This is a genomic window from Polaromonas sp. (assembly GCF_039932935.1).
Classification (GTDB): domain Bacteria; phylum Pseudomonadota; class Gammaproteobacteria; order Burkholderiales; family Burkholderiaceae_C; genus Polaromonas.
The window spans coordinates 176,610-195,983 of record NZ_JBDTPB010000009.1 but is presented as its reverse complement, the minus strand read 5'-3'; the positions used below and the strand labels follow the sequence as shown (position 1 = coordinate 195,983).

Sequence of the window (19,374 nt, the reverse complement as noted above, 5' to 3'; positions counted from 1 at the left end):
TGACAGGGCTGTTACAAACATCAAGGCGATTGTTTTCATGACATGCCGTCTAACGTTTGAGGCCAGGCGCGGCCGTAGGGCGTCGCCTCTGGGCCGACTTGTTAGACGGCAGGCCCACGCTAGTGAACGTTGCAACCAGTTGGGCCATGGTTTCCTCTTAGCGTAAGGCGGACTTCATCTGCTGCCCCGTCATTTTGAGTGGAAACGCGAACGTTAGCGATGCCCTCGCGGCGTAGCAAATCACGTATATACGCCCCACTGTTGTCAGTACGACTTTCAATTTGAGCCAACATCACTTCACACTGCCCTCGCGATGCCATGCTCTGCAGAAAATCGCGAATACGCTGTTGCTCAGGCGCAGAGAGCTCTCTGGCATTTCGCTCGAAGCGAATTGACAAAACATTTTCAAAGGGCAACGGCATACCGGCAGTGGACAGAACGGAGACCGAGAAGGCAATGCAAGCTGCTATGAAGTTTCGCATGCTGTCTAACGTAATTTAGACCGCAAAACCTGCGGTCTAAAAATGGCGCTGCAATATAACTTGGGCATCAAAATCCTCCCGGAAGTGGCGTGTCTGTTGAGTTTGCCTGAAATTTTGTACAGATTTATACAGGTATAAAAATTCCGCGAAACCCCGCAATTTTCCAAGCCACAACCTTTTGCTTTGGACCAGTTAATAAGCGCTAACCAAAACGATGGAAGTCTTGCGACAAGCGGTGTCTGACCGCAGGGCTTCTAGCTTCCCCAGCAGGGGCTGCGGGACCGGCTTTGCCGGACCGCAGGCGCAGCGGCCCCCTTGGTGGGGGCAAGGGAGCTACACGCAGTGAGCGACCGTGGGGGCTACCTTGAGGCTATACCAGCCTTGCCGTGATCTGGTACTTGAAGTCGTCAGGCGCGTAAGAATCAAAACGGCCGGCCGCGTTTTCAGCCACGGGGTACATGAAGAAACCGAGCTTCTCGCCGCTGGCCTTGGGCAGCGCGACGTCATGCGCGGTGTTGTAAGCCATCCAGTTGCCTTCCCACCCGCCGAACAATGCCTTGTTGACAGGTGCCACCACCGGGTTGCCTGTGGTCTTGATCCACTCGGCGGTTTCCAGGCGCATGACCTTGGCCACGTCGGCCGGGTCCATCGCCACCCAGCCGTAACCTTTGAGGTAAACCTCTGAGCGGCAATGCTGGGCGCCCTTGAGGCTGGCCGGATTGCCTGAGAGCTCTTTGTAGCCGAATGCCGAAGGCACCAGGCGAATGCCGTAGACGTCACGCGCAGGCAGGCCCACCGAGCGGCACAGGCCTACAAACAGAGCATTCAGGTCGGCGCACTTGCCGCCCAGGTTGCCGGTCTCCAGCATGGTCTTGATGTCGCCTTCACCGCAGCCACGCACCTTGGGTTCGCGGTAGGTGTTCGCAACGATCCAGTCGTAGAGCTTTTGCGCTTTCTCCACATCGGTGCGCGCGCCCTGGGTCGCCGCCACGGCGGTCTTGCGCACAATCCCATCGGTGGGGATCAATGCGGTCGAGCGGGTGAAATAGCGCAGGGTGTCAGCGCTCTCCGCAGCCGCTGTCTTTTGCGACCAGTCGATTGCACGGCTTTGCGTCTGCACGCGGCTGGTCAGTTCTACATAGGGCTTCGGCTCGTTGGCCGCAAACTCCACATACAGCATCTTGGCGCCGTCCTGGCCGTCCTGCATGAGCTTGGCCACGCCGTTGCTGGAGAAACCGTTTTCCAGCGAGCGCTGGTAGTCGCTGTTGACCGATGGAATCGGCAGCCACACCTTGGTCACGCCTTGCGGCTTGACGATGTCAACACGGGTGGTCACGTCAAACGTGCGCCAGGCGCCGCTTTGGGGGGCGAAATGGCCTCGGCTCGGCGCGGGCGTCTGGGCAAAGTTGATGGCGGGCAATGCAGCAGCCACGGCAGCGGCGGCGGTGTTCTTGAGGAAAGTTCGGCGGACGGTCGACATGAAAGGTATCTCCGGGTGGGTGTGAGGGCGACGTGCACCGGGGCAGGTAAAAATGCCCCGGGATGTCTGGCAGCCCACACCGCCCGCAAAGGCAGCCAAGGGCTGGCCTTCGATTATCGCTGCTGCGGTGCGGGGGAAGCAGGCTCAGGGCTTGAGCAGGCCCGCAATCAATTTTTCGGCGGCTGGGCTGGTCCAGTCAACCTCGCCCGTCACGCGCTGGCGCGGCTGGCCGGTGCGGTCGATCATCAAGGTGGTCGGGAAAACCTTCACGCCCCAGCCCCGCGCGGCCTTGCCGTCCAGGTCCAACAGCACCGGCAGCGTCACGCCGGTGGTTTTGGCGAACTGCAACGCGCGCGCTGCCGGTTCCTTGAAGTTGATGGCCAGCACCAGCAGCTTGTCGTCGCCGTAGAGGTCGGCAATCTGCTGCAGCGTTGGCATTTCGGCGCGGCAGGGCTCGCACCAGCTGGCCCAGAAATTCAGCAGCACGGCACGGCCACGCAAATCGGCCACTCGCCAGGTCTTGCCGGTGGTGTCCACCAGTCCAAACGCCGTCAGGGGACCGGGCCAGGGTGACACTTCGTAGGCCGGGCCGGTCAACCCCTGCGACATCGCCGGAAACACGGACGCACCGGAAGCGATGGCAACCGCCTGCTGCAGGAAGCGGCGACGGGAAAAAAACGGCATTGGCATGGGTCCATTCTAGGGAACGGATAGCATCCGCCACATACCCATACACGCCAACCGGCATCTTCAAACACACCACAGGAAACGCCATGAACATCGATATCCGGGAAGCGCAAGCCGGCGACGCCGCGCTGATCCACGCCTTCATCGTCGAACTGGCCATTTATGAAAAAGCAGAGCATGAGGTCATTGCAAGTGCCGCCGACATTGAGCGCAGCCTGTTTGAGGCGGGCACGCCTGCCCGGGCCCTCATTTGCGAAGCAGACGGAGAACCTGTGGGCTATGCGGTGTACTTCCTCAGCTACTCCACCTGGCTGGGGCGCAAGGGCATGTATCTGGAAGATTTGTACGTCTCGCCCAAACACCGGGGTAGCGGCGCCGGCAAGCGGCTGTTGCGTCACCTGGCCCGGCTGGCGTTTGACAGCGGCTGTGGACGGCTGGAGTGGAGCGTGCTGGACTGGAACGAGCCGGCCATCCAGTTTTACCAGTCGCTGGGAGCCAGCCCGCAGGCCGAATGGGTGCGCTATCGCATGGCCGGTGACACCCTGCGGGACTTCGCGCAAGGGGCCAATAACACGAGCCAGGCCCGGCCAACGTGTTGAGCGCCCGTACAGGCATGCCCTTAGCAAAACCGGCTCATCAACTTGCGCCGGCACCAAAACCCCGGCTTTTTTGTAAGAAGCCGCAGCATCGCCTGACCAAGTGACATGGGAGACGCAAAGGCCCAAAAGGCGCAAAAGACAGTGAATGCGACAGTGAAAAGCCGCACTCCGCCGAGCTCGCCGCCCCACAAGAACCCTATATAGGACAGCATTTGGCCGGTGCCGCTTGCACCCGAAGCGGTTCAGTCCTACAAAGGCGTTTCGCTATCTGCTTTTAAATCTGTCGATATCACTTAACTGGCTGATCCCATCGTGAACCTGCCCCTCCACTTCCCCGGCCTGGCTGACGCCCTGCCAACGGCATCGCCGCAATTCATCAACCTCTACAACGATTCGCAGCCGGGCCAGACCCAAGGCGTGGCGCAAGAGCTGGAAGAAGGATTGCTTGAGCCCTCGGCTGTCATCAGCCCCAAATTCTTTTACAACGAACTGGGTTCCCGGCTTTTTGAGGCCATCACGGGCTTGGAGGAGTACTACCCGACCCGCACCGAGGCCGCCATTTTTGCGGCGTCTTATCCGCAGATCGCCGCCACCCTGGGCGCGAGCGGCATCCACAACGCCTGCCTGATTGACCTGGGCGCCGGCAATTGCGCCAAAGCCGCTGCGCTCATTCCACATCTTCAGCCGCGGCAATATGTGCCGGTCGACATCTCGGTGGAGTTTTTAAGGGATTCGGCCGCACAGGTGCAAAACAGCTTCCCCGCGCTCGACATCGTCGGCCTGGGCATGGATTTTTCGTCTGGCCTGGTATTGCCCCGCGAAGTGCAAAACCAGGAACGGGTGTTTTTCTACCCAGGCTCCAGCCTGGGCAACTTTCACCCGGCGCAGGCTTTGCAGTTTTTGCAGCACATCGCCGACCCGGCGCAGGGCAAGGCGCGCGGCCTGTTGCTGGGCATTGACCTGGTGAAGGACACTGCGCGGCTGGAGGCGGCTTACGACGATTCACTGGGCGTGACCGCCGCCTTCAACAAGAACCTGCTGCTTAACGTCAACGACCTCCTGCAGGCGGACTTTGACGTTCGGCAGTGGCGCCATGTGGCACTGTTCAATGCTGCGGAGTCGCGCATCGAAATGCACCTTGAAGCCTTGTCAGATCTCACGGTGCGCTGGCCTGGGCATGCGCGGCGTTTTGATGCAGGCGAACGAATTCACACCGAATGCTCCTACAAATACACCGTGGAAAGCATGACGGCGCTGCTGCGGCAGACCGGGTTCGGGCAGGTTCAATACTGGACCGACCCTCAAAGCTGGTTTGCGGTGTTCTGGGCCGCCGTTGAATGAAAAAAGGCCAATTTCTCAAGAGAAATCGGCCTCCAGCCCTTTAACAGTGCGCGCGAGCAGCTACTAAATTCATAGCAATCTGGTCCGCTCCCGGACTTGGTTTGTCAAGCGCGCTCGGTCACCCAGGCTTGCACCGACTTCAGCGCATCGCCCAGCTTGGACGCATCGGTGCCGCCGGCCATGGCCATGTCGGCCTTGCCGCCGCCCTTGCCGCCCACCTGCTGGGCCACAAAGTTCACCAGCTCACCGGCCTTGACCTTGCCGACGCTGTCGGCGGTCACGCCCGCGGCGATCTGCACCTTGTCGCCATCGACAGCCGCCAGCACGATGACGGCGGTTTTGAGCTTGTCTTTCAGCTTGTCCATGGTGTCGCGCAGCGTCTTGGCGTCGGCGCCCTCCAGCTTGGCGGCCAACACCTTGAGGCCCTTGACATCAACGGCTTGCGTGACCAGCTCGTCGCCCTGTGAAGAAGCCAGCTTGCCCTTGAGCGCAGCGATTTCCTTCTCAAGCGACCTGACCTGTTCCAGCACCTGGCCAATGCGGCCCTGCAATTCGGACGGGCTGGCCTTCAGCGAGCCGGCCGCGGCTTCCACCGTGGATTCGAGCGACTGCAGGTAAGCCAGCGCGTTTTCGCCGGTGACGGCTTCCACACGCCGCACGCCGGCGGCCACACCACTTTCACCCACGATCTTGAACAGGCCGATATCACCGGTGCGCTTGACGTGAACACCACCACAGAGCTCCTTGCTGGAGCCAATCGTCAGCACGCGCACGGTCTCGCCGTATTTCTCGCCGAAGAGCATCATCGCACCGGATTTCTGCGCATCTTCCATGGCCATCACACTGGCGTCGGTCGCCACGTTGGACAGGATTTCGGCATTCACACGCACCTCGATCTCGCGGATCTGCGCGTCGGTGACGGGCGCGTTGTGCGCAAAGTCAAAACGCGTGCGCTCGGCGTTCACCAGGCTGCCCTTTTGCTGAACGTGGTCGCCCAGCACTTCGCGAAGCGCCTTGTGCATCAAATGCGTGGCGCTGTGGTTGCGCACCGTGGCGGCGCGTACGGCCGTGTTGACCTGGGCAGTGACGGTGTCGCCGACTTTTAGCGTGCCTTCGGCTTGCGTGCCGTGGTGGCCGAACACGTCGGCCTTGATCTTGAGCGTGTCGTCGACCACAAATTCCGTTCGCCCTGAGCCTGTCGAAGGGCCCGCCGTCAGCCGACCCTGGTCGCCGACCTGGCCGCCGCTTTCGGCGTAAAACGGGGTCGTGTTCAACACCACCACGCCGCTTTGCCCCGCGTTGAGTGTCTGTACGGCCACGCCGTCGGCATACAGTGCCACCACCTTGGCGGGCTCTTCCAGCAACTCGTAGCCGGTGAAGGCATGGCCTTCGCCGCTGTATTCCAGGGCGCGGTCCATCTTGAATTTGCCGGCGGCGCGCGCCTGGTTCTTCTGCTTGTCCATCGCGGCCTTAAAGCCGGCTTCATCCACTTCCACGCCGCGCTCACGGCACACATCGGCCGACAAGTCCAGCGGGAAGCCATAGGTGTCGTGGAGCTTGAAGGCGACATCGCCCGGCAGCACCTTGGCGCCACCTGCCAGGGCGGTGTCCAAAATGGTCATGCCGATTTCCAGCGTTTCAAAGAAGCGCTCTTCCTCGGCTTTCAGCACTGACGTGATGCGGGCTTCGTCGGTCTTGAGCTTGGGATAGGCATCGCCCATCAGGCGAGCCAGATCAGCCACCAGCTTGTGGAAGAACGGCGTCTTCTTGCCCAGCTTGTAGCCGTGGCGGATCGCCCGGCGGATGATGCGACGCTGCACATAGCCGCGGCCTTCGTTGGACGGGTTGACGCCGTCGCTCACCAGGAACGCGGTAGCGCGGATGTGGTCGGCAATCACGAACAGGCTCTTGTTGCCCAGGTCTTTCTCACCCGTCTCGCGCGATGCCGCCTTGATCAGCTCGGCAAAGATGTCGATTTCATAGTTGCTGTGCACATGCTGGAGGATGGCAGCCAGGCGCTCGAGGCCCATGCCGGTGTCCACGCAAGGCGCGGGCAGTTTGGTGACACTGCCGTCGGCGGCCATGTCGAACTGCATGAACACGTTGTTCCAGATCTCGATGAAACGGTCGCCGTCTTCATCGGGGCTGCCGGGCGGGCCGCCGGGAATGTGGTCGCCGTGGTCGTAAAAAATCTCGCTACAGGGGCCGCAGGGGCCGGTGTCGGCCATCATCCAGAAGTTGTCGGACTTGTAGCGGCCACCCTTGTTGTCGCCGATGCGAATCACGCGCTCCGGCGGCAGGCCAATCTCTTTGGTCCAGATGTCGTAGGCCTCGTCATCCTCTTCATACACCGTGGCCAGCAAGCGCTCAGCCGGCAGCTTGTAGACCTCGGTCAGCAGCTCCCAGGCCCACTTGAGCGACTCGCGCTTGAAGTAGTCGCCAAAGCTCCAGTTACCCAGCATCTCAAAGAAGGTGTGGTGGCGTGCGGTGTAGCCCACGTTTTCTAGGTCGTTGTGCTTGCCGCCGGCGCGCAGGCAGGCCTGCACCGAGGCTGCACGCACATACGGGCGCTTGTCGGTGCCCAGGAACACGTCCTTGAACTGCACCATGCCCGAGTTGGTGAACATCAGCGTCGGGTCATTGCCCGGCACCAGCGAGCTGGACGGCACCACGGTGTGGCCCTTGGACGCAAAGAACTCGAGAAATGTCTTGCGAATGTCCGAGACGGTGAATAGGGGTGCGGAAGCGGACGTGGAAGCTGGCGTGGAGGTGGGATGGCTCATGGTCTGCAATAGTGGTTTTGGCAAGGCGGGCGCCCTCGGGCTCAGCCGCGTCGGCTAAGCCTTTGATTATAGGTTTGAGGGGAATGCCCCGCTTATTGGGCTGTCTGCCGACCCAGATCGATACGATGCGACAAAAAGCGCCATATGCGCTCATCGTCGCTGAAAGCCACGTTAAAGCGGAGCCAGCCCGTCGGATGGGGTTCCAGCAGGAACAACTGGCCCGGACCGAGCATGATGCCCTCGGGCGTGGCCTCTTTGGACAAGACGGCTCCGTCGGGAATATCCGGGTGCCGGGCCCAGAGGTACATGCCGGCCCCCGGCTCATGGAAGAGCTCAAACCCCAGGCCGGTGAGGTTCTTTTCGGTTTTGCGATGCGCCAAAGCCAGTTTCTCGCGAAGCGACTTGAGGTGCTTGCGCCAGCGGCCGTCGGTGACCACGCCGAAAGTCAGCCGCTCGGCAATGTCCGACGACGTGAGCCCCGAAATCATCTTGAGCTGGGCCAGATCCTCGATCAGGTCGCCTCGCGCCAGCAGGTAGCCCACGCGCAAATTGGGCGAAATGGTTTTGGAATAGCTACCGATGTAGACCACGCGCTGTAACTGGTCGAGGCTCGCCAACGTAGACCGCGAGATCGGGTCCATGTCGGCGTAAATGTCGTTCTCCACCAGCATGAAGCCGTGCGCCTCGGACAGTTGCAGCAAACGGTGCAGATGGGCCGCCGAGGCAATCGAGCAGGTCGGGCTTTGCAGACGGGGCTGCGTGAAAAAGGCCTTGGGCTTGTGCACGGCCAGTAGCGCCTCCAGCGCGGCCAGGTCGTAGCCGGTGGGAGTACGCGGCACGCCCACCAGGTTGGCGCCCAGAAACCGCAGCATGAACATCAGGTTGGGATAGCCGGGGCTGTCCACCAGCACGGTGTCGCCCGGCTTGACCAACTGCCGGGCCACCAGGTCCAGCGCCTGGCTGGACCCTTGCGTCAGGAGCACCTGGTCCACCTCGACCGATATCTGGTTTTCCGCGAGGGCCTCCGCAATCACCATGCGCAGCGCCATATGCCCATAGGGCAGGCCGTAACCCTCCAGGGAGGAGCCATCCGCCGACAGGTGCCGCATGCTGCGGCGAATCGCGTCTCCAAACAGAAAATCGTGCGGCAACCACCCGCAACCGGGCTTCATCGGCAGGTTCCGGTTCTCAAAGATCTGCTTGAGGTACCAGCGCGCGTCAAATTTTGGCTGCGTGGGTAGCGCATACGGCGCACCCGATGCACCATCATCGCCCCTGCGCTTGACGAAAAAGCCCGCATTGGCCCGCGAAACCAGCCAGCCTTGGGCCACCAGGCGGTCATAAGCCTCCACCACCGTGAAAACACTGACCCCGTGCATGGCGGCAAAAGCGCGGATGGACGGTAGCTTGACGCCTGGTTTCAGCGCCTGCCCCGCAATCATCCCCCGCAGGCCGTCAACGATCTGGCTCACCAGGGGAGTTTGCAGTTCCGGGCTGAGTGTGAGCATCAAAAAACCAAAAAGGGCAGATTGTGCACAGCAGTTCTCAGGCACCGGGTTGGGGAATCCATGTACAGGATTCTAGACCTGCACAGTGTGTTGAAAAGAACGTAAAGGTGTACATGGACGGGACGTAAACGCGCTTCTACAGTCCGTTCACCTTCCAACTGAATCCTTTTCCATCACCATGCAGACAAACCAACCTACCACCAACGCAGCCCTCATGGCACGCCGCCATGCGGCCGTGGCACGCGGCGTGGGCCAGACCCACGAAATTTTTGTCAGCCGGGCGCGCGATGCCGAGTTCTGGGATGTCGAAGGCCGCCGCTTCATCGACTTTGCCGGCGGCATTGCCGTTCTCAACACCGGTCACCTCCATCCAGAGGTGATCCAGGCCGTCAAAGCCCAGCTCGACCTCTACACGCACACCTGTTTTCAGGTGGTTGCCTACGAACCCTACGTCGAGCTGGCGGAAAAACTCAATGCCTTGGCCCCTGGCGACTTTGCCAAAAAGACCTTGCTGCTCAGCACGGGCGCCGAGGCGGTGGAAAACGCCGTCAAGGTGGCCCGTGCCTATACCAAACGCCCGGGAATCATCGCCTTCACCGGCGGCTACCACGGCAGAACCCTCATGACGCTGGGCATGACAGGCAAGGTCACTCCCTACAAACTGGGTTTTGGCCCCTTCCCCGGGGAAGTTTTTCATGCGCAGTACCCCAATGCGTTGCACGGCGTGAGCGTGGACCAGGCCTTGCAATCCGTCGAACTGATTTTGAAGAATGACATTGAGGCCGAACGCGTGGCCGCATTCATCATTGAACCCGTGCAAGGTGAAGGCGGTTTTTATGTTGCGCCGCCAGAATTCATCGCCGGGCTGAAAGCGCTGGCTGATCGCCACGGCATTTTGCTGATTGCCGATGAGGTCCAAACCGGCGCGGGGCGCACGGGGACCTGGTTTGCAAGCGAGCAGTGGCCTGTGGCGCCAGACCTCATCACCACGGCGAAATCCATGGCCGGCGGCTTTCCGATCTCCGGCCTGGTCGGCCGCGCGGACGTCATGGATGCCCCAGCACCGGGTGGTCTGGGCGGTACCTATGCGGGAAGCCCCATCGGCTGCGCAGCTGCGCTGGCCGTGCTCAAGGTCTTCGAAAACGAAAAACTCCTGGCACGCAGCCAGACACTGGGCGCGCACCTGCTCAAAGGCTTGCACGCCATCGCGAAAAAAGAACCCGCCATTGGCGATGTGCGCGGCCTGGGCGCCATGGTGGCCATCGAACTTTTCGAGAACGGAGACCCGGCCCGCCCCGACGCCGCACTGACCAAACGCGTGGTCACCGAAGCCGCCCGCCGAGGCTTGATATTGCTCTCTTGCGGCAGCTACGGTAACGTGATCAGAATTCTGGTTCCCCTCACCGCGTCTGACGCGTTGCTGGATGAAGGGTTGCAAATCCTGGCCGACAGCCTCACCGCATCGCGTTGATCCTCGTGGCCAGCTCAGGAAAAACGATGACCGATAACGATGTCCTTGTGCGCTTTTCAGGCGTGCAGAAAACCTATGACGGGGAACAGCTCGTCGTACAAAAGCTCGACCTCGACATTCATCGCGGGGAATTCCTGAGCCTGCTCGGCCCCTCCGGGTCGGGGAAAACCACCACGCTGATGATGCTGGCCGGCTTCGAGTCCCCCACGGCGGGCGAGATATTCCTCAACGGCGCCCAAATCACCGGCACGCCGCCGCACAAGCGCAACTTCGGCATGGTGTTTCAAAACTATGCGCTGTTTCCCCATCTCACGGTGGGCCAGAACGTCGCTTATCCGCTCACTGTGCGCAAGGTGTCGAAGGCCGACCAGGCAAGCCGCGTGCAACGCGCGCTCGACATGGTTCGCCTGTCCGGCATGTCCGACCGGCTGCCCGGCCAGCTTTCCGGCGGCCAGCAGCAGCGCGTTGCTCTGGCGCGGGCGCTGGTGTTCGAGCCCCAGCTGGTGCTGATGGACGAGCCGCTGGGTGCACTCGACAAGCAGTTGCGCGAGCACATGCAGATTGAACTGAAGGAACTGCACAAACAACTGGGGGTGACATTTGTCTACGTCACCCACGACCAGGGCGAGGCGCTGACCATGAGTGATCGGGTGGCCGTCTTCAATGATGGCGCGATCCAGCAACTGGCGCCGGTAGAAACCTTGTACGAGACGCCCACCAATCGTTTTGTCGCCGGTTTCGTGGGCGACAGCACCGTGCTCAAAGGCAAGGTAGCAACGGCCGGCATCGTGCTAACCGATGGGCGCGTTCTCAGCGGCGTCAATGTCAATCAGGCGGCTGTCGGCAGAGAGGTCGAGGCCTACATCCGGCCGGAGCGCATTGTGTTGCATCGCCAGGCGCCCGCCTCATCTGCCGACGTACTACCCGCCCGCGTGGAACGCATCATTTATTTCGGCGACCACCTGCGGCTGCTGTGCGAAGTCGGAGCCGGCCAGGCGGAAGCCACGGTCAAGCTGCCACTCACGCTCTTGAACGGCCTGGCACCGCCGCAACCGGGCGAGGCCGTGCATCTCGAATTTCCACCCGCATTCACGCGGATCTACGCGGTGTAAGCAGCCTCGCCCACCGATTTCCGATTTCCGATTTCAACTTACCAACCACCGAGGAAATAGCACCATGAAAAAAAGCACCATCGTCATTGCCATGGCTTCATGCCTGGCCTTACCCGCACTCGCGCAGCAGCAGCTCACCGTCGTCAACTTCGGCGGCGCCAATGCGAACGCGCAGAAGAAGGCCTACTACGAGCCCTACGAAAAGACCGGCACCAAAATCGTCGCGGTGGAATACAACGGCGAGCAAGCCAAGATCAAGGCCATGGTCGAGACGAAAAAGGTCACCTGGGATGTGGTTGAGGTCGAGGCACCCGACGTGCAGCGCGGTTGCGACGAAGGCCTGTTTGAAAAAATCGATTTCAGCAAAATCGGCCCGAAAGCAGATTTTCTGCCCGCAGCCGTCAAGGAGTGCGGTGTCGGCGTCTTTGTCTGGTCCACCGTGATGGCATGGAATGCCGATAAGGTCAAAACCGCCCCCACGAGCTGGGCTGATTTCTGGGACGTGAAAAAGATACCTGGCAAACGCGGCATGCGCAAAGGCGCCCGCTACAACCTGGAGTTCGCACTGCTGGCAGACGGCGTCAAGCCAGGCGATGTGTACAAGGTTCTGGCCACCAAAGACGGTGCCGACCGCGCGTTTCGCAAGCTGACCGAACTCAAGCCCAACATCCAGTGGTGGGAGGCCGGCGCCCAGCCTGCCCAGTTCCTCGTGGCCGGTGACGTCGCGCTCAGCACCGTTTACAACGGCCGCATCGACGCCGCCAACCGCGAAGGCCGCAACCTGAAGATCTACTGGCCCGGCGGCATTTATGACCTGGACTATTGGGTCATTCCAAAAGGTGCACCGAACAAGGACGCATCGATGAAATTCATCGCCTTTGCCAGCCAGCCCGCCACCCAGGCGGTCTACGCCCAGAACATCGCCTACGGCCCGGTCAACAACCAGGCCCTGGCCAAGCTCGACAAAAAGGTACTGGATGATTTGCCTACTTCACCCGCCAATGCGAAAGAGTCCATCCAGATGAATGTCGGCTTCTGGGCCGACCAGGGTGAAGCGCTTGAAAAACGCTTTGCCGCCTGGGCAACGCAATAAGCTGACGGAGCCCGCATCCATGAGCAGCACCACCGGCCAGGGCACCCTTCAGGGCAGCGACACCGTTGCATTGCGCGCGGCGCTGTCGCGCGCCGACGCGCGGCGAAAATGGCGCGCCTTTGGGCTCACCCTTCCCTTGCTGGTGTTTTTGCTGCTGACCTTGCTGGTTCCGATCGCAGCCCTGCTGCAGCGCGCCGTGGAAAATCCGGAGGTGGTAGCGGCACTGCCCCGGACGGTGCAAAGCCTCAAAAACTGGAACCCCCAAACGCCACCAGAACCCGCAAGTTACGCGGCGCTGGTAGAGGATTTAAGCCATCTCTCCGACAGTTCGGATGCCGGCGCGCTGGCACGGCGACTCAATGCAGAGGTGCCCGGTGCGCGCTCGCTGGTCATGAGCACCTACCGCGCGCTGCCCATCGCAGGCTCACCGCAAGAAATACAAGCCAGGCTGCTCGAGCTTGATCCGCGCTGGGCAGAACCCACTTTCTGGCAGGCCATCGCAAAAAATGGTTCGCGCTGGACGGCCGACTATCTGCTGGCATCCGTCGATCTGCGGCGGGGCAGCCAGGGTGACATCGAGCGCATGCCGCCAGAGCAGCGGGCGTTTGGCGCCATCTTGCTGCGGACCTTTCACATCAGTTTTCTGGTCACCATTTTTTGCCTGGCGCTCGGTTATCCCCTGGCCTGGTGGCTGGCCTCATTGCCGGCGCGCAAGGCCAACCTGTTGATGATCCTGGTGCTGGTGCCCTTCTGGACATCGATTCTGGTACGTGTTGCGGCCTGGATTGTTTTGCTGCAGTCCGAAGGCCTGGTCAATCGCGGACTGATGGGCATCGGCCTCATAGACAGCCCGCTGGCGCTGCTGTTCAACCGCGCCGGCGTGGTGATTGCCATGGTGCACATCCTGCTGCCCTTCATGATCCTGCCGCTTTACAGCGTCATGAAAAACGTGCCTGCAACCTACATCCGGGCGGCCGTGTCATTGGGCAGCCCACCGCTGGCAGCCTTCTTTCGGGTGTACGTGCCGCAAACCTTTCCGGGCATCAGTGCCGGAGCGCTCTTGGTCTTCATTCTTTCGATCGGGTATTACGTCACGCCCGCCCTGCTCGGCGGCGCAGACGACCAGATGCTGAGCTATTACATCGCCCGCTACACCAACGTTGAGGTCAATTGGGGCATGGCTTGTGCGCTGGGCGCAGTGCTGCTGACAGCGACCATGATTCTCTACAGCGTTTACCGGCGCATCGGCAAGGCCGAACTCAGCATCGGCTGACATTCCTTCTTTTTTTACAGACGCTGACGCCATTCACCATGTTCAAAATTAAAGGCCCCATTTTTCCGCGCTATGCCACCTTGGCAGACAAAGCGGGCTGGTGGCTGCTGCGCGCCGCCTGCGTTGCCATTTTGTTTTTTCTGTTGGGCCCCATCCTGGTCATGGTGCCGCTGTCTTTTTCTGACAGCTCTTTTCTGACCTACCCCATCCCGGGCTGGTCGCTGAAGTGGTACCGCAACCTGCTGGACTCGCCGGAGTGGGCCAGGGCTGCAAAAAACAGCTTTATCGTGGCCCCCGCTGCAACCCTGATCGCCACCGCGCTGGGCACTTTGGCGGCCGTCGGCCTGTCCCGGACCAACTTCCGGTTCAAGAACCTACTGATGGGCATTTTGATCGCGCCCATGGTGGTTCCCATCGTCGTGGTCGGCGTGGCCACCTATCTTTATTTCGCGCCGCTGGGCCTGGCCGACAGCTACTTCGGCTTGATCGTGGTGCACGCCGCCTTGGGCGCGCCTTTTGTGCTGACAACTGTGCTCGCAACGCTGGCGGGTTTCAACCACAACCTGGTCAGAGCCTCGCTCAGCCTGGGCGAAACACCCTTGCGCACCTTCTTCCGGATCACCCTCCCGGTCATTGCGCCGGGTGTGATCTCCGGCGCACTGTTCGCGTTTGCCACTTCCTTTGATGAGGTCGTGGTCACGCTGTTCCTGGCGGGCGCGGACCAGGCCACGCTGCCCCGCCAGATGTTTACCGGCATCCGCGAAAACATCTCGCCCACGATCGCGGCAGTGGCGACTCTGCTGATTCTTTTCACCACCGCGCTTTTGCTGTTCCTTGAGTGGCTGCGCGGACGCAAGGCCTGACGATTCAGCCTGATCCCTGGACATTTTCCTCTGCGACGCGGCTGTTCCATACGCCGACTTACACGCCGGTTCACACGCCAGTTCATGCACCTGTGCAAACGTCGCAATTCCCTTCTCCCATCCGAAAACCAGAAAACTGTCAGAATAAAAACAGTTTTGGCTTGCCGCAAACCCCCGTTTTTTAGGACACCCGCACATGGACATGAAAACCTCTCCCATCTCCCTACTCAAGGACCCCAGTCTTTTCAAGACCGACGCGCTGATCAACGGCCAATGGGTCGCGGGCAAGGCCCGGTTTGACGTGAACGATCCCGCTACCGGCCTGAAGCTGGCCGATGTGGCCAACCTGGGCCCTCAGGACGCCGAAGCCGCCATTGCAGCAGCCAATGCCGCCTGGCCCGCCTGGCGCAACAAAACCGGCAAGGAGCGCCACGCCATCCTGCTCAAGTGGTACCAGCTGCTCATGGCCAACCAGGAAGACCTGGGGCGCATCATGACGGCCGAGCAGGGCAAGCCCTTTGCCGAAGCCAAGGGTGAAATTGCTTATGGCGCCAGCTTTGTCGAGTGGTTTGCCGAAGAAGCCAAACGCGTCAATGGCGAAACCCTGCCGCAGTTCGATAACAGCCGCCGCCTGATGGTGCTCAAGCAACCCATCGGCGTGTGTGCGGCCATCACGCCGTGGAACTTTCCGCTCGCCATGATCACCCGCAAGGTCGCACCAGCCCTCGCTGCCGGCTGTCCCGTCGTCATCAAGCCCGCCGAATTGACGCCGCTGACCGCACTGGCGGCCGCCGAGCTGGCAATTCGCGCCGGCATCCCGGCCGGCGTGCTCAACGTGCTGACGGCCGACAGCGACAACTCGATTGCCGTGGGCAAGGTGTTTTGCGCCAGCGACGTGGTGCGCCACATCAGCTTCACCGGATCCACCGAAGTGGGCCGCATCCTGATGGCACAAAGCGCACCATCGATCAAGAAGCTGGCGCTGGAGCTCGGCGGCAACGCGCCCTTCATCGTGTTTGATGATGCCGACGTGGATTCGGCCGTGGAAGGCGCCATGGCCAGCAAATACCGCAATGCCGGACAGACCTGCGTTTGCGCCAATCGCATTTATGTGCAGGACGGCGTGTATGACGAGTTCGTGCAAAAGTTCTCGGCCAAAGTCAAGCTGCTCAAGGTCGGCAACGGCTTTGAAGACGGCGTGGTGCAAGGACCGTTGATTGAAGATGCAGCGGTTGAAAAAGTACAGCGCCATGTCGACGACGCAATTGCCAAAGGCGGCAAGCTGATGGCGGGCGGCCACAAACTGCAAGGCCAGTTCTTTGAACCCACGGTGGTCTCCGAGGCCACCGCCGACATGCTGTGCGCCCGCGAAGAAACCTTTGGGCCGTTTGCCCCGGTGTTCCGCTTCAAACAAGACCAGGAGGCGATTGATGCGGCCAACAACACCGAGTTCGGCCTGGCCAGCTACTTCTACAGCCGCGACATCGGCCGCATTTACCGCGTGGCCGAGGCGCTGGAATACGGCATGGTCGGTATCAACGCCGGCGTCATCGCCACCGAGCACGTACCTTTCGGCGGGGTCAAGCAGTCGGGCCTGGGCCGTGAAGGCTCCAGCCACGGCATGGAAGAGTATCTGGAAATGAAGTATCTGTGCCTGGGAGACATCCAGCGCTAAGCTGCGCCGGATTCACCCCCTCCCCCTAAACCCGCAACCACATGCGCCTGCTGCTTGTAGAAGACGAAGCCGAGATGGCTTCGTGGCTGGTGCGCGCTTTCAAGCAAAGCGGGTTTGTGCCCGACCATGCAGCCGACGCCGCCACGGCCGAGTCGCTGCTGGCCGGCAACGACTATGACGCCGTGGTGCTCGACCTGCGGCTACCCGACAAACATGGACTGGCCCTCCTGGCCGATTTGCGCAAGGCCGGTAACCGCACGCCCGTGCTGGTGCTGACCGCGCAGGGCTCACTGCAGGACCGCGTCAAGGGCCTGAACGTCGGTGCGGACGACTTCCTGACCAAGCCCTTTGCCATCGAAGAGCTCGAAGCCCGGCTCACCGCGCTGGTGCGGCGCAGCCGGGGCCGCGCCCACGCGCCGCTGCAATGCGGCTCCCTGTCATGCCCTCATGACAGCCGCGCCTTCACGCTGGCCGGCTCGCTGCTGCAGCTCACGCCGCGCGAAAGTGCGGCCTTGTCGGTGCTGCTGGCACGCAGCGGCTCGCCGGTGGAAAAGTCGCAGCTCTCGGCCAAGGTCTTCCCGGCCGACAGCAATGCAGGCCCCGACGCCATCGAACTGGTGCTGCACCGGCTGCGCCGAAAACTCGAAGGCGGCGATGTGCGCATCATCACCGTGCGCGGCCTTGGCTACATGCTGGAGGCTATCGCGCACGAAACGCATGAAGCACATGAAGACACTGCGGACTGACCCTGACCGCTTCGGCATCCGCGCGCGCCTCCTGACGTTGCTGCTCCCGGCCATCCTGGGCCTGCTGGCCCTGGACAGCTGGAACGACTACCGTGCCCTCAAAACCCAGGTGCAGGACGCCTACGACCAGACCCTGCTCGAGTCCGTGAACGCCCTGCGTAGCAGCCTCTCGCTGGCGGCAGATGGCTCGCTTCGCTTCAATGCGCCGGAGGCGGTTCAAACGATGGTCAATAGCACCGGTCCGCTCCAGAAACACCTGCATGTCGGCTTGACACCGCGCGAGCCGGCGCAGGCCGGCACGGCGGCAGTTCCACGCGAGCTGACGTTGCTGGGCGAAGCAGACCTGCCCACACCACCGGCGGCCGATGGTTCACCTGTTTCAGCCACGACCAATGACGCATCCTCCACTTCCAGTGTCTGGTACGACAGCCGTTACCGGGGCCTTGCAGTCCGCGTGCTGGCGTTGCAAAGCCGGGTGCTTGACGGGCACGGCCGGCCCTTTGACCTGTTGATCCAAGTGGCGGAAAGCACCGAGCCGCGTGACCGCGCGCTGGCGGCCACCCTGCGGCAAGAGCTGATACGCGACGCGCGCATGGTGGCAGTGATGATTCTGCTGGTCTGGCTGGGCGTGACCTGGTCGCTGCAACCACTGGAACGCCTGCGCAAGTCTGTGCTGCAAAGCAAGGGACCAGACCTCAAGCCACTGGACACCGGCGGTGTGCCGCATGAGGTGGCGCCTCTGGTCGACGCCGTCAACCAGCATTTGACCAGCTACCGGGAGTTGCTGGATCAGCAGTCACAGTTCCTCGCCGACGCCTCGCACCAGCTGCGCACGCCGCTGGCCATCATGATGACCCAGGCCGGTGTGGCCCTGCGCGAAAAAGACACCGAACAGCTTCACGCGACCTTGCGCGCCATGCTCATCCAGATTTCGCGCAGCCGGCGCCTGTGTGAGCAACTGCTGTCACTGGCCCACGCCAATGACAGCGCGCCGGCCGCTGAGGCGCGCGGTGTGGTGGACCTCAACACCGTCGCCCGGGACGTCGTGCTTGAGCACCTGGCTTTGGCTCATGAAAAGAACCAGGATCTGGGCTGGGTGGACGCAAGAGAAGTTTTAGCGGTAACGGACGCGCCGGAATCGACAACCTCTTCCTCTTCCTCTTTTTTCGAGGCCTCCGCAGCGGCTGTGGTGCCGGTGATGGCAAGAGGCCCTGAGTTGCACGAAGCGCTGGCCAACCTCGTGCACAACGCCATCGCCTACACACCGCCGGGCGGACACATCACCGTGACCGTGAGCACCCGAGACGGCACAGCCCTGGCCGAGGTGCAAGACGACGGCCCCGGCATCGCCAATGCGCGGCGAGCAGAGGTGTTTGAGCGTTTCCATTCGGGCAGCCCCGGCCCCGGCAAGAGCCCGCGTGGCGCCGGGCTGGGCCTGTCCATCGCGCGCGCATACGCCAGGCGCAACGGCGGCGATATCACGCTTGCCGGCCACGCCGCTGGCGAGTCCGATGCGGCCGCGGGCAGCTCCGGCTTGCGCGCCATCCTGCACCTGCCATTGGCATTTAGCCCTCAGAGCGAGCCTCACAACTGAAGCACTGACAGCGTTTTCGGAACGCCAGCAAGCTGTTAGTGATAACACGTATTTTGAGGTCGGCTACATAAAACGAAAGCCGATTGGAAGCCTCGCTTCCTAACATCCCCTTCACCTCGAACGTCCAGCGGCTGATCTTTGTGACGCGGACACCGGGAGACCTCTACAAGGAGATACGGATGACTCACCCCCCGTTTATGACAACGCCCCCGGCGGCGCAGCCACGGAGCAAAACCCCATGAACATGAACAACCGCAATTTCGTCCGGGGCCTGTGCCTGATGGCGATCGCCCTGCTCTTCGGCGGCGGCTCGCTCAATTACACGATGGGTGAATTGAGCCGGTCCGGACCCGGCCTGTTCCCCATGATGATCAGTACCAGTCTTTTTGTGATTGGCCTGCTCTCGGTCGTGCGTTCGCACTTCGTCGACCCCGTACCGTTGGACTACAGCGTCAAAAACATCGCACTCATCCTGTTGAGCCTTGTCGGGTTTTCGGTGATCTCACAATACGTCAACATGATCCTGGGCATCATCTTTCTGGTGTTTTGCGCCACGTTTGCCGGTACCTCGTACTCCGTGATCCGCAATCTGAAGATCTCTGCGGGCCTGATCGCCGTGGCCTTTGCCTTCAAACACCTGCTCGGCCTCAGCCTGCCGCTGTACTGA

At 61.6% G+C, this 19,374-nt stretch carries 15 protein-coding genes; 11 read left to right on the top strand and 4 right to left on the bottom strand.

Translation table 11 applies throughout. The annotated features are described in order from the left end of the window. Positions 1-852: 852 nt before the first annotated feature. Entirely contained in the window at positions 853-1,962 is a 1,110-nt protein-coding gene (locus tag ABI546_RS01815) for a transglutaminase domain-containing protein (RefSeq protein ID WP_348043506.1), read from the bottom strand. A 144-nt stretch (positions 1,963-2,106) separates the two neighbouring features. Beyond that, positions 2,107-2,652, bottom strand: coding sequence for a TlpA disulfide reductase family protein (locus ABI546_RS01810; protein WP_348043505.1), 546 nt, complete (start codon positions 2,650-2,652; stop codon positions 2,107-2,109). Between the two features lie 83 nt (positions 2,653-2,735). Between ABI546_RS01810 and ABI546_RS01805 the strand changes: the two genes are divergently transcribed. Both ABI546_RS01805 and egtD read left to right on the top strand, forming a co-directional pair. Beyond that, entirely contained in the window at positions 2,736-3,248 is a 513-nt protein-coding gene (locus tag ABI546_RS01805; RefSeq protein WP_348043504.1) for a GNAT family N-acetyltransferase, read from the top strand. Positions 3,249-3,560: 312 nt separating this feature from the next. Beyond that, positions 3,561-4,589 carry an L-histidine N(alpha)-methyltransferase gene (gene egtD / locus ABI546_RS01800; RefSeq protein WP_348043502.1) on the top strand — a complete coding sequence of 343 codons (1,029 nt, stop codon included), beginning with the start codon at positions 3,561-3,563 and terminating at the stop codon, positions 4,587-4,589. A 104-nt stretch (positions 4,590-4,693) separates the two neighbouring features. Here the strand turns inward: egtD and alaS are convergent, their stop codons facing one another. Together alaS and ABI546_RS01790 are read right to left on the bottom strand one after the other, a co-directional pair. After that, the gene (gene alaS / locus ABI546_RS01795; protein WP_348043500.1) at positions 4,694-7,372 is read right to left on the bottom strand and encodes an alanine--tRNA ligase; all 2,679 of its coding nucleotides are present in this window, start codon (positions 7,370-7,372) and stop codon (positions 4,694-4,696) included. Positions 7,373-7,464: 92 nt separating this feature from the next. Then, the gene (locus ABI546_RS01790; protein WP_348043498.1) at positions 7,465-8,880 is read right to left on the bottom strand and encodes a PLP-dependent aminotransferase family protein; all 1,416 of its coding nucleotides are present in this window, start codon (positions 8,878-8,880) and stop codon (positions 7,465-7,467) included. Positions 8,881-9,058: 178 nt separating this feature from the next. Between ABI546_RS01790 and gabT the strand changes: the two genes are divergently transcribed. The 9 genes from gabT (at position 9,059) to ABI546_RS01745 (ending at position 19,374) form a co-directional block, all read left to right on the top strand. Next, on the top strand, positions 9,059-10,351 hold the full coding sequence (gene gabT, locus ABI546_RS01785; RefSeq protein WP_348043496.1) for a 4-aminobutyrate--2-oxoglutarate transaminase: 1,293 nt from the start codon (positions 9,059-9,061) through the stop codon (positions 10,349-10,351). Positions 10,352-10,377: 26 nt separating this feature from the next. Then, positions 10,378-11,463 carry an ABC transporter ATP-binding protein gene (locus tag ABI546_RS01780; protein WP_348043494.1) on the top strand — a complete coding sequence of 362 codons (1,086 nt, stop codon included), beginning with the start codon at positions 10,378-10,380 and terminating at the stop codon, positions 11,461-11,463. Between the two features lie 64 nt (positions 11,464-11,527). Beyond that, positions 11,528-12,556: an ABC transporter substrate-binding protein gene (locus tag ABI546_RS01775; RefSeq protein ID WP_348043492.1), complete on the top strand. Its 1,029-nt coding sequence runs from the start codon at positions 11,528-11,530 to the stop codon at positions 12,554-12,556. A 19-nt stretch (positions 12,557-12,575) separates the two neighbouring features. Beyond that, positions 12,576-13,829, top strand: coding sequence for an ABC transporter permease (locus tag ABI546_RS01770; protein WP_348043490.1), 1,254 nt, complete (start codon positions 12,576-12,578; stop codon positions 13,827-13,829). Between the two features lie 38 nt (positions 13,830-13,867). Next, positions 13,868-14,692: an ABC transporter permease gene (locus tag ABI546_RS01765; RefSeq protein ID WP_348043488.1), complete on the top strand. Its 825-nt coding sequence runs from the start codon at positions 13,868-13,870 to the stop codon at positions 14,690-14,692. Positions 14,693-14,888: 196 nt separating this feature from the next. Beyond that, positions 14,889-16,367 carry an NAD-dependent succinate-semialdehyde dehydrogenase gene (locus ABI546_RS01760; protein ID WP_348043486.1) on the top strand — a complete coding sequence of 493 codons (1,479 nt, stop codon included), beginning with the start codon at positions 14,889-14,891 and terminating at the stop codon, positions 16,365-16,367. A 41-nt stretch (positions 16,368-16,408) separates the two neighbouring features. Continuing rightward, the gene (locus ABI546_RS01755) at positions 16,409-17,113 is read left to right on the top strand and encodes a response regulator (protein WP_348043484.1); all 705 of its coding nucleotides are present in this window, start codon (positions 16,409-16,411) and stop codon (positions 17,111-17,113) included. Further along, positions 17,094-18,707, top strand: a complete 1,614-nt coding sequence (locus ABI546_RS01750; protein ID WP_348043482.1) for a sensor histidine kinase — start codon at positions 17,094-17,096, stop codon at positions 18,705-18,707. The genes ABI546_RS01755 and ABI546_RS01750 overlap by 20 nt, the downstream gene beginning before the upstream one ends. A gap of 244 nt (positions 18,708-18,951) precedes the next feature. After that, the gene (locus ABI546_RS01745; RefSeq protein WP_348043520.1) at positions 18,952-19,374 is read left to right on the top strand and encodes a tripartite tricarboxylate transporter TctB family protein; all 423 of its coding nucleotides are present in this window, start codon (positions 18,952-18,954) and stop codon (positions 19,372-19,374) included.

What these genes read in the sequence shown, in the direction of transcription:
- ABI546_RS01755 (WP_348043484.1), top strand. Translation starts at nt 16,409, where the DNA reads ATGCGCCTGCTGCTTGTAGAAGACGAAGCCGAGATGGCTTCGTGGCTG.
- ABI546_RS01770 (WP_348043490.1), top strand. Translation starts at nt 12,576, where the DNA reads ATGAGCAGCACCACCGGCCAGGGCACCCTTCAGGGCAGCGACACCGTT.
- ABI546_RS01810 (WP_348043505.1), bottom strand. Translation starts at nt 2,652, where the DNA reads ATGCCAATGCCGTTTTTTTCCCGTCGCCGCTTCCTGCAGCAGGCGGTT.
- ABI546_RS01760 (WP_348043486.1), top strand. Translation starts at nt 14,889, where the DNA reads ATGGACATGAAAACCTCTCCCATCTCCCTACTCAAGGACCCCAGTCTT.
- ABI546_RS01750 (WP_348043482.1), top strand. Translation starts at nt 17,094, where the DNA reads ATGAAGACACTGCGGACTGACCCTGACCGCTTCGGCATCCGCGCGCGC.
- ABI546_RS01780 (WP_348043494.1), top strand. Translation starts at nt 10,378, where the DNA reads ATGACCGATAACGATGTCCTTGTGCGCTTTTCAGGCGTGCAGAAAACC.
- gabT (WP_348043496.1), top strand. Translation starts at nt 9,059, where the DNA reads ATGCAGACAAACCAACCTACCACCAACGCAGCCCTCATGGCACGCCGC.
- alaS (WP_348043500.1), bottom strand. Translation starts at nt 7,372, where the DNA reads ATGAGCCATCCCACCTCCACGCCAGCTTCCACGTCCGCTTCCGCACCC.
- ABI546_RS01805 (WP_348043504.1), top strand. Translation starts at nt 2,736, where the DNA reads ATGAACATCGATATCCGGGAAGCGCAAGCCGGCGACGCCGCGCTGATC.
- ABI546_RS01815 (WP_348043506.1), bottom strand. Translation starts at nt 1,962, where the DNA reads ATGTCGACCGTCCGCCGAACTTTCCTCAAGAACACCGCCGCCGCTGCC.
- ABI546_RS01790 (WP_348043498.1), bottom strand. Translation starts at nt 8,880, where the DNA reads ATGCTCACACTCAGCCCGGAACTGCAAACTCCCCTGGTGAGCCAGATC.
- ABI546_RS01775 (WP_348043492.1), top strand. Translation starts at nt 11,528, where the DNA reads ATGAAAAAAAGCACCATCGTCATTGCCATGGCTTCATGCCTGGCCTTA.
- ABI546_RS01745 (WP_348043520.1), top strand. Translation starts at nt 18,952, where the DNA reads ATGAACAACCGCAATTTCGTCCGGGGCCTGTGCCTGATGGCGATCGCC.
- ABI546_RS01765 (WP_348043488.1), top strand. Translation starts at nt 13,868, where the DNA reads ATGTTCAAAATTAAAGGCCCCATTTTTCCGCGCTATGCCACCTTGGCA.